Origin of the sequence: Arcobacter iocasae (genome assembly GCF_042214795.1) — a bacterium.
Lineage (GTDB): Bacteria > Campylobacterota > Campylobacteria > Campylobacterales > Arcobacteraceae > Arcobacter > Arcobacter iocasae.
On sequence record NZ_CP090177.1, the window covers coordinates 2736341 to 2751371 of the forward strand.

13 protein-coding genes are annotated in these 15031 nt (G+C 28.5%); 6 read left to right on the plus strand and 7 right to left on the minus strand.

Features of this window, described 5'->3' with window-relative positions; all coding sequences use genetic code 11:
• The first annotated feature begins 56 nt into the window (after positions 1-56).
• On the plus strand, positions 57-449 hold the full coding sequence (locus LXN10_RS13785) for a hypothetical protein (protein WP_375723559.1): 393 nt from the start codon (positions 57-59) through the stop codon (positions 447-449).
• A 253-nt stretch (positions 450-702) separates the two neighbouring features.
• Here the strand turns inward: LXN10_RS13785 and nirD are convergent, their stop codons facing one another.
• The 5 genes from nirD to LXN10_RS13810 all read right to left on the minus strand — a co-directional run bounded on the left by nirD (position 703) and on the right by LXN10_RS13810 (position 6701).
• Positions 703-1011 carry a nitrite reductase small subunit NirD gene (gene nirD / locus LXN10_RS13790; RefSeq protein WP_375723560.1) on the minus strand — a complete coding sequence of 103 codons (309 nt, stop codon included), beginning with the start codon at positions 1009-1011 and terminating at the stop codon, positions 703-705.
• 1 nt (position 1012) lies between these two features.
• The gene (gene nirB, locus LXN10_RS13795) at positions 1013-3472 is read right to left on the minus strand and encodes a nitrite reductase large subunit NirB (RefSeq protein ID WP_375723561.1); all 2460 of its coding nucleotides are present in this window, start codon (positions 3470-3472) and stop codon (positions 1013-1015) included.
• 149 nt (positions 3473-3621) lie between these two features.
• On the minus strand, positions 3622-5343 hold the full coding sequence (locus LXN10_RS13800) for a protein kinase domain-containing protein (RefSeq protein WP_375723562.1): 1722 nt from the start codon (positions 5341-5343) through the stop codon (positions 3622-3624).
• A gap of 27 nt (positions 5344-5370) precedes the next feature.
• Positions 5371-5811 (minus strand): cyanase, encoded by a 441-nt coding sequence (gene cynS / locus LXN10_RS13805; RefSeq protein ID WP_375723563.1) that lies wholly within the window; start codon positions 5809-5811, stop codon positions 5371-5373.
• 53 nt (positions 5812-5864) lie between these two features.
• A complete protein-coding gene (locus LXN10_RS13810; RefSeq protein WP_013134210.1) occupies positions 5865-6701 on the minus strand; it encodes a formate/nitrite transporter family protein in 837 nt (278 codons plus the stop codon).
• A gap of 195 nt (positions 6702-6896) precedes the next feature.
• On the opposite strand from LXN10_RS13810, the gene LXN10_RS13815 reads away from it, so the two are divergent.
• Together LXN10_RS13815 and LXN10_RS13820 are read left to right on the plus strand one after the other, a co-directional pair.
• Positions 6897-8384 carry a c-type heme family protein gene (locus LXN10_RS13815; RefSeq protein ID WP_375723564.1) on the plus strand — a complete coding sequence of 496 codons (1488 nt, stop codon included), beginning with the start codon at positions 6897-6899 and terminating at the stop codon, positions 8382-8384.
• Positions 8381-9064, plus strand: a complete 684-nt coding sequence (locus LXN10_RS13820; RefSeq protein WP_375723565.1) for a response regulator transcription factor — start codon at positions 8381-8383, stop codon at positions 9062-9064. The genes LXN10_RS13815 and LXN10_RS13820 overlap by 4 nt, the downstream gene beginning before the upstream one ends.
• Before the next feature lie 67 nt (positions 9065-9131).
• Here the strand turns inward: LXN10_RS13820 and LXN10_RS13825 are convergent, their stop codons facing one another.
• The gene (locus LXN10_RS13825; RefSeq protein WP_375723566.1) at positions 9132-11126 is read right to left on the minus strand and encodes a molybdopterin oxidoreductase family protein; all 1995 of its coding nucleotides are present in this window, start codon (positions 11124-11126) and stop codon (positions 9132-9134) included.
• Between the two features lie 162 nt (positions 11127-11288).
• On the opposite strand from LXN10_RS13825, the gene LXN10_RS13830 reads away from it, so the two are divergent.
• The 3 genes from LXN10_RS13830 to LXN10_RS13840 all read left to right on the plus strand — a co-directional run bounded on the left by LXN10_RS13830 (position 11289) and on the right by LXN10_RS13840 (position 14381).
• Positions 11289-12668, plus strand: a complete 1380-nt coding sequence (locus tag LXN10_RS13830) for a CmpA/NrtA family ABC transporter substrate-binding protein (protein ID WP_375723567.1) — start codon at positions 11289-11291, stop codon at positions 12666-12668.
• Between the two features lie 106 nt (positions 12669-12774).
• Positions 12775-13584 carry a nitrate ABC transporter permease gene (ntrB, locus tag LXN10_RS13835; protein ID WP_375723568.1) on the plus strand — a complete coding sequence of 270 codons (810 nt, stop codon included), beginning with the start codon at positions 12775-12777 and terminating at the stop codon, positions 13582-13584.
• 2 nt (positions 13585-13586) lie between these two features.
• Positions 13587-14381: an ABC transporter ATP-binding protein gene (locus LXN10_RS13840; protein WP_375723569.1), complete on the plus strand. Its 795-nt coding sequence runs from the start codon at positions 13587-13589 to the stop codon at positions 14379-14381.
• Between the two features lie 218 nt (positions 14382-14599).
• Here LXN10_RS13840 and LXN10_RS13845 read toward each other — a convergent pair whose 3' ends face one another.
• Entirely contained in the window at positions 14600-15013 is a 414-nt protein-coding gene (locus tag LXN10_RS13845) for an RrF2 family transcriptional regulator (protein ID WP_375723570.1), read from the minus strand.
• Between the last annotated feature and the right edge of the window lie 18 nt (positions 15014-15031).

Below are 15031 nucleotides of genomic sequence, written 5' to 3' on the forward strand. Positions count from 1 at the left end.
TAAGTTCTATTGGACTTAACCTTTTTTATTTTAAAATAATTACATAAAGGATTATCATGTTTGAATTTACTTTTGATGAGATAATTGCTATATCTATAACATCTTTGTTAGTAGTGTTTATTCATATAATAGCGAAGTATAAGAATGAAAAAGTAATAAAGGATTTTACTCTTTTAAAAAATCTTCAAATTATAGATAAAAATAATGGTTTTAACAATAACCAATTAATAGATAATAAAATCTATAAATATAATTTAATTTGTAAGAATTTATATATTACTGCTTATATAACTTGTTTTCTTACGATTGCAGCTTTTATATGCTTGTATATGTTAGATGTTAGGATTGATTATTTTTATTATTGTTTAGTTCTTATTTATTTTTCAATTTCTTGTTTTTATCGCGTAAATATTATAATGTGTTCAATTGATTTTATTATTAAAAATTAAGATACTTTAAGAAAAATAAATTATTAATTCATTGCATAAATCATTTATTTTCTAATTACTTATTCCATAAAATTTTGTAACTCTTTTATTTATATCATTTATTACTCTTAACTATTTATGTGTTTTTTTATTTCAATAAGTATTTTCTGGTACCACTTTTAAAAATCATCTAAAATCTATTTTATCATTTATATGGAGTACTTTATTTTGTCTTTTTATAGATTCTTATTAATTAAATATTAAAAAAGGATATTTATATTTTTATATAAATTAGATCATCCTTTAATTGGGTCTCATAAATTGTAGAACAATTACAATCTTCGCTTTTTACCTCTCCATTTTTCAAATTGATATCCCAATTATGTAAAGGACAAGTTACCATACTTTCATGAACCAATCCCTCACTCAATTTCCCTTTTTTATGTGGACATATGTTATTAATGGCATGAATTTCACCATTTTTTGTTTTAAAAATTGCTATTTCTTCTTCTTTATAGTATAAAACTCTTGAACCCATAATTGGTACTTCATCTATTTTTAGCGCTTGTATCCATGTTTTCATATTATATTTCCTTTGCTTCAAAACTGTGAGATTCTTCAGGATTTAATACAATGGGAGAAAACTCTTTTGTAAATCCCTCTTCAATAGCTTTTGCCCAAGGGTCAATTTGTGCATGTTTTTGTGACTCTTCAAATCTTTTTGCATAGAAATTAACTTTTTGTTTATCAAGCATTACATCTTTTACATATTGTAATCCAACCCTTTCAACCCAATGGGCAGTTCTTTCTAAATAATAAGCATCCTCTCTATAAAATTGCATAAAGGCTTTTACATATTCAAGTAACTCTTCATCTGTTTCTACTTTACATAAAAGGTCAGTTACCCTAACTTTTATACCACCATTTCCAGCAATATGTATCTCCCAACCAGAATCAACACCAATAACACCTAAATCTTTTATGGTAGCTTCTGCACAGTTTCTAGGACATCCTGAAACTGCTATTTTAAACTTATGTGGTGTCCATGAACCCCAAGTTAGTTTTTCAATTATTACACCCATGCCCATAGAGTCTTGTGTACCAAATCTACACCAAGTATTACCCACACAAGTTTTAACAGTACGTAATCCCTTTGCATATGCTTGACCAGATACAAAGCCACAGTCATTTAAATCTTTCCACATAGGCTCTAACTGCTCTTTTTTGATTCCAAGCATATCTAGACGTTGACCACCTGTGAATTTTACTGTTGGTACATCATATTTAACAGCAATATCAGCTATATCTTTTAACTCTTGAGGAGAAGTTAATCCTCCCCAGATTCTAGGTACCACAGAATAAGTTCCATCTTTTTGAATATTTGCAAATACTCTATCGTTTACTAAGGCACTTCGTTTGTCATTTTTGTATTTGTCATCATTGTATTTTACAAGTAAATAGTAGTTGATAGCTGGTCTACATTTAACACATCCATCATCCGTTCTCCAATCAAGGGCTTTAAATACATCATAAACAGTTTTAAATTCACCATTATCAATAGCACTTTTTATCTCTTTGTGGCCCAATGTTGTACAAGCACAAATCCCTTCTTCAACGGCATCATATTCATCACCTAATGTATTTACTAAAATTTGTTCAACTAAACCAATACAAGAACCACAAGATGCTCCCGCTTTTGTACATGATTTTACATCACTTAATGATTTTAAATCTTTTTCTTTTATAGCAGATACTATATCACCTTTACAAACTCCATTACATCCACAGACTTCTTCATCATCACTCATAGAGTTTACATCATTCCCACCATGTCCACTATCTCCAAGAGCTGATTTACCAAAAAGTATTTTTGTTCTTAAATCAGAGATATCAGTCTCTTCTTTTAAAAGTTTTAAATACCATGAAGCATCGGAAGTTTCTCCATATAAAACCATTCCAATGATTTTATTATTATAAATTACAAGTTTTTTATAAATCCCAACTTTTTCATCAAGTAAGATTAGAGTTTCTGTTGTTTCATCTCCCAAATAATCTCCCGCACTAAATAAATCAACACCAGAAATTTTTAGTCTTGTTGATAAAGTAGAACCAGCATAAGCATCTGTTTTTTTATCTGCTAAAACTTTTGCTAAAACTTTTGCCTGTTCATATAAAGGTGCTACTAGTCCATAAGTATTTCCACTATGCTCAACACACTCTCCAATTGCATAAATAGAATCATCACTTGTTTTTAAAAAATCATCTACTACAATTCCTTTATTGCAATCAAGTTCAGTCTTTTTTGCTAAGAAAGTATTCGGAACTATTCCTGTTGCAAATACAACAATATTGGAGTCAACTAAAGTACCATCAGAGAAGTTTACCTTTTCAACTACTTCATCTCCATAGATTTCAGAAACAGTAGTGTTTAGTTTGAATTCTATTCCATATTTTTCAAGATTTTGTTGAAGAAGTTTCCCTCCTGTTGAGTCTAATTGTTGAGATAAAATTGAAGCATTTCTATGAACTAAAATAGTTTTAATACCATGCATAGCTATTCCATAAGCAGCTTCAAGACCAAGAAGACCACCTCCTACAACTACAGCGGTTTTTTCTTTATCTATTAATCTTAAAATAGTATCACTATCTTCTTTAGTTCTAAAAGCAATAACATTTTTTAAATTACTTCCAAAAGTATTAGGGATAAAAGGTTTTGAACCAGTTGCTATAAGAAGTTTGTCATAAGATTCTATTTTTCCATTTTGGCTAGTGATAGTTTTAGAGTTTTTATCTATAGATATTACTTTATCGCCTTTATTAAGAATTATATTATTTTGTTCATACCAAGTTTCATGATTGATAATTGTATCTTCAAAACTTTTTTCACCACTGAGTAAATATGAAAGCATAATTCTATTATAGTTTACATAGGGTTCTTCTCCATAAATTGTAATATCATATTTGTTTTTTTCTAATTCTAGTAAATCTTCTATGGTTCTTAAACCACTCATTCCGTTTCCAATTACTACTAATTTCTCTTTCATATTATTCCCTTGTATCTTATTGTATAATTATTCCCAAAATTGTATATTTTTTATCATTATAGTTGTATATATTTTATACAATTTTCTTAAATTAAGATTAAATTAGCTCAAAATAAGACTATTAGACTTTAAAATACTTATCTTAAAGCTTAAATTTTAATTAAAGTATTTATTAATAAAAGTATGATTAAAAATAAAATCAAACTAATACTTTGCCAAAAAACTATTGGGCTTTTTTCTATTAAAGGTGGAAGTTTTTTATTCAAAAACTTCTTATTTGGTTGTTTTAAATCAAATAAAAACTCACTTAACTCAGAATATCTTTCATTTGGATTTATATTTAAAGCTTTTCTTATTGCTCCATCAATCCACAGTGGAAATTCTGGATATAAAGTTGTATATTTAAGTTTGTTTTGAGCACTTTTTGTATTTGCACGTGCAACTTGAACTCCATATGGAAGTTTGTTTGATAACATCTGATATGTTATTGTACCAAGAGAAAAAATATCAGATTTTACGCTTCCTTCTTCTCCTAAGAAATACTCAGGTGCAGAATATAAAGCAGTTCCAAGTAACTTTTCTTGCTGCATAAAAGTATTTATTTCTAAAATACCTTCAATTCTTGTAGAGCCAAAATCTATGATTTTTATTGAACCAGTTTTATCTATCATAATATTTTCAGGTCTTATATCTTGGTGAATCATCTCTAATCTATGAAATGCCATAAGACCTCTTGCTATTTGTTCAAGGATATTTCTCACAACTTCAATTTTAGGTTTTGGGTTATCAATCATCCATTGGCTTAAGGTAATAGCATCAATATATTCAAAAATAGTATAAATATAATTTTGTTTTCTATTTGAATTATAAGCCTTTGCAACATAGGGATTATTAACTCTTTTTGCAATCCACTCTTCCATTAAAAAACGCTCTAAATAAGCTTTGTCATCTTGCAAGTCTATTGAGGGAGTTTTTATTACAACTATTTGATTGTTATCATTATCTTTTGCTAAATAGACATGACTTCTACTTGTAGCACTTAATTCTCGTATAATGAAGTAACCTTCAAATTCTTTTCTTGCTTCTAAAATAGGAGGTATTGCTTTGTTTAAAATTTGTTGATGAATCTCATTTGAGTCTTTATTTGCTAAAGAATCTATTTTAATTATTTGAATAGTTAAATTATCATCACTGTGATTTTTTAAGGCTTTTTGAACAATAACTTTTGCTACTTCATTATAATCATCACAATTTTTTAAACTTTTATTAATAAACTCCACATCAATAAATTCATAAACACCATCTGTCATAAGTAAAAAAATATCATCTTTTTCAATTTCTGTTGTTTCATAATCAATGGTAAGTTGAGAATCAATACCTAAAGCACGACTAAGATAACTTTTTTCATTTGAAATCCAAGTTCTATGATCAGTTGTAAGTTGTTCTAGATTATTATTTTTTAGTTTATATACTCTTGTATCTCCCACATGAAAAATATGTGCCGTATTTGATTTTATAATCAAAGCACTAAAAGTGCATACAAATCCTTTGTCTTTGTCAAGGTGATATTTACTTTGCCTATTTTGAGAATAAAGCCAAGAATTTGTGGCTTTTAAAACTTTATTTGCAGAATTCTTAACACTCCAAGATTCAGAAGTTGAGTAATAATCTTGTAAGAAAGAAATAACAGATAATTTACTAGCTTCTTGGCTTACTTTACTACTACTTATTCCATCTGCAATAGCGATTGCTATTCCTTTACTTGTAAGTAGAGGTTCACTAGGAATATAAATATCATAAAAGTCTTGGTTGATATCTTTGATACCTTTAATTGAGTATTGACCAATAGATACTTTTAGTTGATTATTCATATTTTTCCTAATAAAATATTTAGAGTTTTACCATGATTTATAAGGTAAGAATTTACCATTCATTGTAATTTTTACTCTGTCACCAGCTGGGTTTTTTTCTTTATCTATATCCATTGAAAAATCAATGGCACTCATAATACCATCACCAAATTTTTCCCCAATAATTTCTTTTATAGTTTCACCATAAACACCAACTATCTCATAAAATCTATAAATTACAGGATCATTGGGAATTGTTTTATCCCAGTTTTTCATTGGATACTCTTGCAATAAAATTGCAATTTCATCTGATAGCTCTAAAACTTCACAAAGCTTTTTTGCGTATTCTTCTTTTAGACTATTCATTCCAAGACAGGCTGATGTGAGAAACACAGGAGCTAAACCTACTTTTGCGGCTATTTCTTCCCATGAGATATCAAGACTTTTTTTAGCCAAAATTATTTCTTCTGTCATTTCTACTTTATTCATTGTATATTCCTTTTTTTTAAGGACTTTATAGGCTTTTGACCTATAAAGTTCTTTTATGCTGCATTATTAGATAAAGAATTATTTAGTGTTCTTTTCTCACCAGTTTTGATATGTGTTGCATATAGTGTAAGTCCTGTAAAAGCTAATCCACCAACTAAATTTCCTGCTGCAACAGGTAATTCATTCCATAATAAATAATCAGCGATTGTAAAGTTTCCACCCATAATTAATGAGAACGGAAATAAAAACATGTTTACGATAGAATGTTCAAATCCCATAAAGAAGAAAAGCATAATTGGCATCCACATAGCTATGGCTTTACCACTTACTGTTGTTGATATCATTGCTCCAACAACACCCATTGAGACCATCCAGTTACATAACATAGCTCGAATAAATACAGTAATCCAACCTTCAAGTCCATACGCAGAATATCCAAGAGTTCTAGCTTCTCCAATACCTGCTACTTTTTTAGCTATTGGTCCTCCATCAGTATTAAAACCATATGTGAAAATAAAAGCCATCATAAAAGCAACAGTTAAAGCTCCTAATAAATTACCAAGAGCAACTAGTCCCCAATTTCTAAGAACTTGTTTTACTGTAACACCTGGTCTTTTATCTAAAAGAGCCAAAGGAACTAACATAAATACACCTGTTAAAAGATCAAACTTCATCAAATAAAGCATAATAAATCCAACTGGGAATAAACATGCTCCTAATATTGGAGAACCAGATTTCATAGCAACTGTTATTGCAAATATTGCAGCAAGAGCAAGAATTGCTCCAGCCATATATCCTCTAATTAAAGTGTCTTTTGTAGACATGTATATTTTTGACTCTCCTGAGTCAACCATTTTAGTAACAAATTCAGATGGTTCTAAATAAGCCATAAATACTCCTTTTTATATTTGTATTTTTAAGATAAGGAATTAAAACAAATAAAGTGAGGAAAAAAATGGGAAAAATAAATTTTTCTGTATATATTTTATACATAAAAATAAAAATAGATAATACATTAGTGTTTATAATAGTAAAAAAGGATTATTATCAAAAAATCTATTATTTATCTATTTGTATTCTTTTTATTGTCACTATTTTTTTTAATTGGTATTACAATTAAAAATTCATATCAATTACAAGAAAAATCTTTAATTGATAATTTGAGAAATAAAGCTCAAACAATATTTAACTTAATAGTTGATGTGAGACACTGGAACGCTCAATATAATGGAGTATATGTAAAATCAGAAGACTTAAAACCAAATCCATATTTAAATCCAAATTTCATAAAGTCAAAAAATGATGAAACAATGGTCTGGATAAATCCAGCTTTTATGACAAGACAAATTTCTGATATTGCTAGTCAAAGGGATGGATTTAAATTAAAAATTACAAGTAATAAACTTATTAATAAAAATAATGCTCCAGATGAGTATGAAAAAATATTACTCGATTATTTTGAAAAAAATCCAAATAAACAAAGTTATTGGGATATAAAAGATAATAAATTTAAATTTATGGGAGCCTTAAAGATTGAAAAAGATTGTTTAAAATGCCATGCGAAACAAGGCTACAAAGTTGGAGATATAAGAGGTGGTATTAGTGTTACTTTTGATGTATCAAATGAGTTTGAACAATTAAAAGAGATTAATAAAGAAAAAAAATTAACTATTATTTTTCTGATTATTGCTGCTATTGGAGGTGTAATTACTCTAATTATTCATGAAACTATGAAAAGAAGAGATGAACAAAAAATCTCAAAACTAAATGAATCTTTAGAAACAAAAGTAAATGAGTTAGATGATTTTAATAAAACTTTACACAAAAAAGTACAAGAAGAAGTAAAAAAACAAAGGGAAAAAGAGAATCTCTTAATCCAACAATCAAAAATGGCAGCACTTGGAGAGATGATTGGAAATATTGCCCATCAATGGAGACAACCAATAAGTGCGGTAAGTGCAATTATGATGAATATAAAATGGACTGCAATAGCAGAAGGAATGAATAAAAAGTTTATAGATGACAGAATGAAAGAAGCAAATGAACAGTTAGGATATATGTCTCAAACAATTGATGATTTTAGGAACTTTTTTAAACCAAATAAAGAAAAAGAATTATTTGATTTGGATTTAGAAGTTAGAAAAACATATAAAATATTAAAAGATACCCTTCAAAATAATAATATAAATTTCCAGATATTTTCAAATAAAGAGATAATAGTTTTTGGTTATCCTAGTGAATTTTCTCAAGTGGTATTAAATATTATTTCAAATGCAAAAGATGTTTTAATAGAACGAAATACTGATAAACCAAAAATAGAAGTACATATTTTAAAAGATGAAGAAAATATATATTGTAAAATCACAGATAATGCAGGTGGGATAGAAGAAAAAATTATCAATAAAATTTTTGAGCCATATTTTACTACTAAAGAGTCAAGAGGTACAGGAATAGGATTATATATATCTAAAGAGATAATACAAAAACATATGAATGGCTTATTGATAGTTAAAAACAATGAAGTAGGTGCAGAGTTTACGATTTCTATACCTAAAAAAGAGGAAGAAGTATGACTGATATAATTTCAAGATTAAAAAGTAAGACAATTCTTCTAGTGGAAGATGAAAAAGTTATAAGAGAGAATATTGCATCAATGTTAAAATTCTTTTTTAAAGAAGTTTATATAGCAAATGATGGATATGATGGAATTGAGAAATATGAAAACTATCTCCCAGATATAGTAATGACAGATTTAAAAATGCCTAATATGGGTGGTTTTGAATTAATTACAGAGCTTAAAAATCGTAAATCAACTTCTTTTACAATAATTGTATCTGCCCATACTGATACAGATCTACTTATAAATGCCATACATAATGGAGTAGATAGGTATATAGTTAAACCAGTGATAGAAGATGATTTATTTGATACGTTTAAAGCCTTTTTAGAAAAACTTGACAATGTAATGCCCCAAATTATAAAATTGTCTGAAAATCTCTCTATAGATATTGATAAAAGTGAAATAATTCTAGATGAAAAGTCTATTCATTTAAATAAAAAAGAGAATATGCTTTTAAAACTTTTATGTAAAGACTTAAATAAAACTATCTCTTATGAAGAGATAGAGTATCAAGTTTGGGGTAGCGAATCTATGAGTTTGTCTGCTATTAGAAGTGTGGTTAGGGATTTGAGAAAAAAAATAGGGCAAGAGTATATTTCAAATGTTTCTGGGGTTGGATATAGAATGAAATGAAATCTTTACATTTAATGAGACCGTTATAAATTCTGTGTCAAGTCACCTAAAGTAACAAAACAAATACTTATAACCTTGTTATACTTTTAATTCTAACTGCACTATGATTATAATCTGGTTCAAAAGACTCTTTATCTACTAAATCAAGTGTCAGATAATTTATCTTTCTTACACTTACTGGTATAAAAACAGTCTTTTCTTTTACATCAGGGGTAATTTTTGCTTCTAAGGTAATTTCACCTCTTACTGAAGTTACATCAACCATATCTCCATCTTCTATCTCCAAATTTTTTGCATCATTTGGGTGTATTTCTACATATTCTAAGGCTTTGAATTTTTTAAGGTTATCAAGTAGAGCTGTTTTTGTACCACTATGCCATTGATCTCTAGTTCTTCCAGTTAGTAAAATAAAGGGAAACTCTTTTGAGGTTTTTTCTGATAGATTCTCATTTTTTACAAAATGTAAATTAGCTTTTTCATTTTGTGTTAAAAATTTATTATCTTTAAAAAGCTTTTCTCCCCAAATAAAAGTTTCTCCTTTCATATTATGCATATCAAGGTGTCTTTTTTTACTTATTTTTGTCATCTCTTTAAATTCATTAAATATATCTTCAACAGTGGAATAGTCAAATGATTTTTTAAATCCTAACTCCCAAGCAATAAGTTTAAAAACTTCCCAATCAGGTTTACAATCAATAGAGGTTCTTGTTACTTTTTTTTGTTTGGTTATTGTTCTATCCATATTTGTTTGCGTTCCATCTTTTTCTCCCCAAGGAGAAGCTGGTAATCTTATATGTGAAAACTCAGATGTTTCTGAATTTTCATAGGCGTTAATTTCAACTATAAGAGGAATATTTCTAAAAGCTTTTTCAACTTTTGCTCTATTTGGAAGATGATATATAGGATCTGTATGTGAGATAATTAAAACTTCTACATTTCCTTTTAAAGCTTCATCAACTATTTCACAAGAGGTTAGTCCTCTTTTATTTTTTATTCCAGATGTTTTCCAAAATTCTTCTACTTTTTTTATTGATTCAGCTTCAAAATCCAAATGAATAGCTAGCGTTGTAGCCAATCCTCCTACTTCTCTTCCTCCCATGGCATTTGGTTGACCTGTTAGTGAAAAAGGTCCATTTCCTTCTTTGTTTATTTTCCCTGTGATTAAGTGCATATTAATGAGGCTTAAATTTTTATCTACTCCTTGAACACTTTGATTTAATCCCATTGTCCAAGCACTTATGATATTTTCATTTTCATAAAACATTGTAATAAACTCTTCAAACTGCTCTTTTGATAAACCAGTTCTTTTTAGCATTTTAGTTTTTGCTTCTCTTGAAAGCTTATTTTTATATGTTTCAAAATTATTTGTGTATTTTTCTATATAGTTGGTATCTATTTTTTCATCAGTAATTAATCTTTGACAAACAAGATTGAAAAAGTCGATGTCACTTCCTACATTTATTTGTAGATGTAAATGGGCGGCTTTTGTTGTGGGTGTAATTCTTGGGTCTATTACAACAAGTTTTAATCCTCTTTTTAACTCTTTTTTTATTTTATTAAAAAAGACTACATGGGCTTCTGCTGCATTTGAACCTACTAGAATTAATAAATTTGCTTTTTTTATATCTTTCATTCTAACTGGAACATAATCAACTCCAAAAGCTTTCTTGTGAGCTACTACGGCACTTGCCATACAGGTTCTACTATTTGTGTCTACATTATTTGTATTTATAAAACCTTTTGCTAATTTATTAGCAATATAATAATCTTCTGTTAAAAGTTGCCCAGATAAATAAAAGACAACTCTTTCTGGCTCACTTTTTTTTATTTTAGAACTTATATATTTAATTGAAGTATCCCAATCTATTGTATTAAATTTACCATCTTGTTTTATCTGTGGTCTTAATAATCTTGATGATGTTTCAATTGTATGAAGTTCTGATGCTCCTTTTGCACATAATAATCCTTCATTTGTAGGATATGATATGTCTCCAATAAGTTTAGAAGTATCAAATTCTATTCCACAACCAACACCACAATAGCCACATACAGACTTAATCATAATTTGCCTTTTTTATTATATATAGTGTTATTATATAAAAAAAATTCATTAAAAATTAAGAATAATTGTATATAAAATATACAATTAAGTTAAATTTTACATTAAAAAATAGTATATAATTTATCCATCATTATTTGAAATAAATAAAATTAAGGAAATCTCATGTTGAAACAAGTGTTAAAAATAGGTCTTGGTCTTTCAGTTGTAGCATCAACTTTAATGGCTACACCAGAAAAAACTAAATTAAAAATAGGGTTTATCGCTTTAACTGATTGTGCTCCACTAGTAATTGCTAAAGAAAAAGGTTTTTTTAAAGCAGAAGGTTTAGATGTACATGTTGTAAAAGAGGGAGGTGGATGGCCTGGAATTCAACAAAAAGTAATTAGTGGCGAATATGATTTTTCTCATGCACTTGCTGGTATGCCAATTGCAGCAACTCTTGGAATAAATGGAAATGCAAACCTTGTAGCCCTTTTATCACTTGATTTAAATGGTAATGCAATTACTTATGGTAATAACATTATAAAAGAGATGGAAAAATATGGTTTGGATAAAACAAAAAGACCAGTAAGTGCTGAGAGTTTAAAAAAGTACATTGATGCTAAGCACAAAGCTGAGGGAGCAAACTATAAACCTCTTACTTTTGGTATGGTACATCCTGTTTCAACTCACAACTATGAATTAAGATATTGGATGGCAGCAAGTGGTATTAAGCCAGATGAAGATTGTACAATCAAACCTTTTCCACCTCCAACGATGCCTTCAAATTTGATTGCTGGAAATATTGAAGGTTATTGTGTTGGTGAACCTTGGAATTCAAGAATTGTATTAAAAGGTGCAGGAAGTGCCCTTGTAACAAATTATGATATTTGGAATAACAATCCAGAAAAAGTTTTACAATCAAGAGCAGATTTTGTAAAGAAAAATCCAGAAACAACAAAAGCAGTTATGAGAGCTGTTTTAAAAGCTCAAATGTGGTTAGATGAATCTTGGGAACATAGAGAAGAAGCTATAAAATATTTAGCACAAAATAATTATGTTAAAGCACCAGTTAGTGTTTTACGAAAATCAATGAGTGGAACTTTCCTTTATAATAAAGGTGTTGATAGTAAAAATCCTATGTTTAATGTATTTGCAAATGATTATGCAGCTTATCCGTTTTATTCACATGGAATGTGGTTTATTACTCAAATTTACAGATGGGGACAACTTGACCATGCTGTAAATATGAAAGAAGTGATAGAAAAAGTTTATAGACCTGATTTATTTGCAGTTGTTGCAAAAGAGGTTGGCTATACATTGCCTCCAAGTCCTTGGAAAAAAGATGGCGTTGATGAATACAATAAATTTTTAGATGGAAAAGTTTGGGATCCAAATAAAGCAGTTGATTATATTTATGATTTTAAAGTTCAAAACTCATTAGTATCAAAAGAAGAGTTGGCTAAAGCAAATAATTGGACAGTTGAAACAAAACAACCTGCATATGTATGTCCTTATGGACCAGCTGGGTGCGCAGATCCGAAGTATGTAACAAAAAAATAAAAGAGGAATTTTCCTCTTTTAATAATTATTGATATTAATATTTAAAGTAGGCATATTCAAGTATTAGTATGAGTAATCTCTTAAAGCAAAAAATCAAAGGTAAAGTATGAATACAAATAATTTAAAAAAAATAGTTCTGCCAGCTATTGTATTTTTTATAATAGTAGCTATATGGTCAACTATTGCACAAAATGTTCACAATTTTCCAACACCAACAGATACTTTTGTACATGCATTTGGTGGAACAGATAGCAATGGTGATGAAGTAATAGGAGTATTATCAGACCCTTTTTATATTACAAATCAAGATGATAAAGGTATCTTTTGGCAAGTAATGAATTCACTTGAAAGGGTTTTTTCTGGATTTATTCTAGCAATTATTGTAGGTGTTCCTGTTGGTTTAGCTATTGGCATGAGTAAAAACTTTCAAATTGCATTTGAACCATTTATTCAAATTTTTAAACCAGTATCTCCTTTGGCATGGTTACCGCTTTTACTTTTTGTATTTCAAGATATAAATGCAACCGCAATTTCAACTATTTTTGTAACTTCAATTTGGCCAATTATTATAAATACTTCACTTGGTGTTAAAAGTGTAAGTGAAGATTATATGAATGTGGCAAAGGTTCTACAGTTTACTCCCTTAGAAAAAATAAGAAAGATAATTTTACCAGTTGCAGTTCCATATATTTTTACAGGTATGAGACTTAGTCTTGGTATTGCTTGGCTTGTAATTGTTGCAGCAGAGATGTTAACAGGTGGTATTGGGATTGGATTTTGGATTTGGGATGAGTATAACAATCTAAACTATTTTAATATTATTATAGGGATTATTATTGTGGGCTTAGTTGGATTTATGCTAGATGTTATTATGGGAAAAATTGCAGATTTTTTTGATTATAGAAAGAGAGTTTAATTATGGAAAAGAAGTTTTTGAGTTTAGAGTTTGTAGATAAAGTTTTCCCTTTACCAAATGGTAAAGAATATGTTGCAGTAAAAGATGTAAATTTACAAATAAAAAAAGATGAAATAGTAGCAATAATTGGACATAGTGGTTGTGGTAAGAGTACATTATTAAATATGATTGCAGGACTTGATACGGTTAGTTCAGGTGGGGTGTTTTTAAATAATAAAGAAGTAAATGGACCAGGTCCAGAAAGAGCTGTTGTTTTTCAAAATCACTCACTATTACCTTGGCTTACAGTATTTCAAAATATTGAATTAGCAGTTAAAAAAGTGATGCCAGAACTTAATAAAATAGAACTTGAACAAAGAGTTGATATGTTTGTCGATATGGTTAATTTAACCGCTGCTAGAGATAAGTTTCCAGGTGAAATATCAGGTGGTATGAAACAAAGAGTAGGGATTGCAAGGGCTTTATCAATAAGACCTGAAGTATTACTTATGGATGAACCTTTTGGAGCACTAGATTCTCTAACAAGAGCAAATTTACAAGAACACTTAATGCGAATACAACAAAGTGTGAAAAACACAGTAATAGTTATAACCCATGATATTGATGAAGCTGTTTTATTAAGTGATAGGGTTGTAATGATGACAAATGGACCTAGTGCAACTATTGGAGAAGTTTTAGAAGTAAACTTACCACATCCAAGAAATAGAGTTGAACTTCAAAAAGATCCTGAATATATAAGATGTAGAGAAGCGATACTTAGTTTCTTATATGAAAAATTTGCTAAAGAAGACGAATGAAATTATTTAAAATGAGTTGATTATTCTTTTGTTTTATTAATAAAAAGTACATAATACATAAGTTTGTATGTGTCTTTCTAATATTTAATAAGTGTGCTTTTATGTAGCTTTATAAGTATAATATTGCGTATACTCTAAATCAACCTTTAAAATAAGAAGTTCAATTTAAACTGGCTTATTAAAATAAATTAAGTAATTTTTTACTCAATAATTATTTTTTATATCTTACCTTCTTCATTTGTAAGATTGTCTAAAGTAGTTTCTTTAAACATCTTTTGTATTAAATTTTTTGGCTCAATCCATTGATCATGTAAGACACATTTATTTGAGCAATCACAATAACCTATACCTAAGATACATCGTTCTTCATTGAGTGAATCATTAAATATATCTAAAATATCCGAAATTGTAATTTTTGAAGCAGCTTTATTTAGTTCGTATCCACCTTCTCTTCCTCTAATTGATTTAATTAAACCAGTCCGTACAAGTTCTCCCATAATTTTAGTTAAAAATTTATATGGAATTGATAACTTCTCTGATAAGTCTTTTGCGCTAAGGAGAGTTTCATTCTTTTGATTTGTAATGTAACTTAAAATTCTAACAGCATATTGTGATGTATTGTGTAATTGCATATGAATCCTTTGATATAT

What these genes read in the sequence shown, in the direction of transcription:
- LXN10_RS13830 (WP_375723567.1), top strand. Translation starts at nt 11,289, where the DNA reads ATGTTGAAACAAGTGTTAAAAATAGGTCTTGGTCTTTCAGTTGTAGCA.
- LXN10_RS13820 (WP_375723565.1), top strand. Translation starts at nt 8,381, where the DNA reads ATGACTGATATAATTTCAAGATTAAAAAGTAAGACAATTCTTCTAGTG.
- nirD (WP_375723560.1), bottom strand. Translation starts at nt 1,011, where the DNA reads ATGAAAACATGGATACAAGCGCTAAAAATAGATGAAGTACCAATTATG.
- nirB (WP_375723561.1), bottom strand. Translation starts at nt 3,472, where the DNA reads ATGAAAGAGAAATTAGTAGTAATTGGAAACGGAATGAGTGGTTTAAGA.
- LXN10_RS13825 (WP_375723566.1), bottom strand. Translation starts at nt 11,126, where the DNA reads ATGATTAAGTCTGTATGTGGCTATTGTGGTGTTGGTTGTGGAATAGAA.
- LXN10_RS13800 (WP_375723562.1), bottom strand. Translation starts at nt 5,343, where the DNA reads ATGAATAATCAACTAAAAGTATCTATTGGTCAATACTCAATTAAAGGT.
- cynS (WP_375723563.1), bottom strand. Translation starts at nt 5,811, where the DNA reads ATGAATAAAGTAGAAATGACAGAAGAAATAATTTTGGCTAAAAAAAGT.
- LXN10_RS13785 (WP_375723559.1), top strand. Translation starts at nt 57, where the DNA reads ATGTTTGAATTTACTTTTGATGAGATAATTGCTATATCTATAACATCT.
- LXN10_RS13810 (WP_013134210.1), bottom strand. Translation starts at nt 6,701, where the DNA reads ATGGCTTATTTAGAACCATCTGAATTTGTTACTAAAATGGTTGACTCA.
- LXN10_RS13845 (WP_375723570.1), bottom strand. Translation starts at nt 15,013, where the DNA reads ATGCAATTACACAATACATCACAATATGCTGTTAGAATTTTAAGTTAC.
- ntrB (WP_375723568.1), top strand. Translation starts at nt 12,775, where the DNA reads ATGAATACAAATAATTTAAAAAAAATAGTTCTGCCAGCTATTGTATTT.
- LXN10_RS13840 (WP_375723569.1), top strand. Translation starts at nt 13,587, where the DNA reads ATGGAAAAGAAGTTTTTGAGTTTAGAGTTTGTAGATAAAGTTTTCCCT.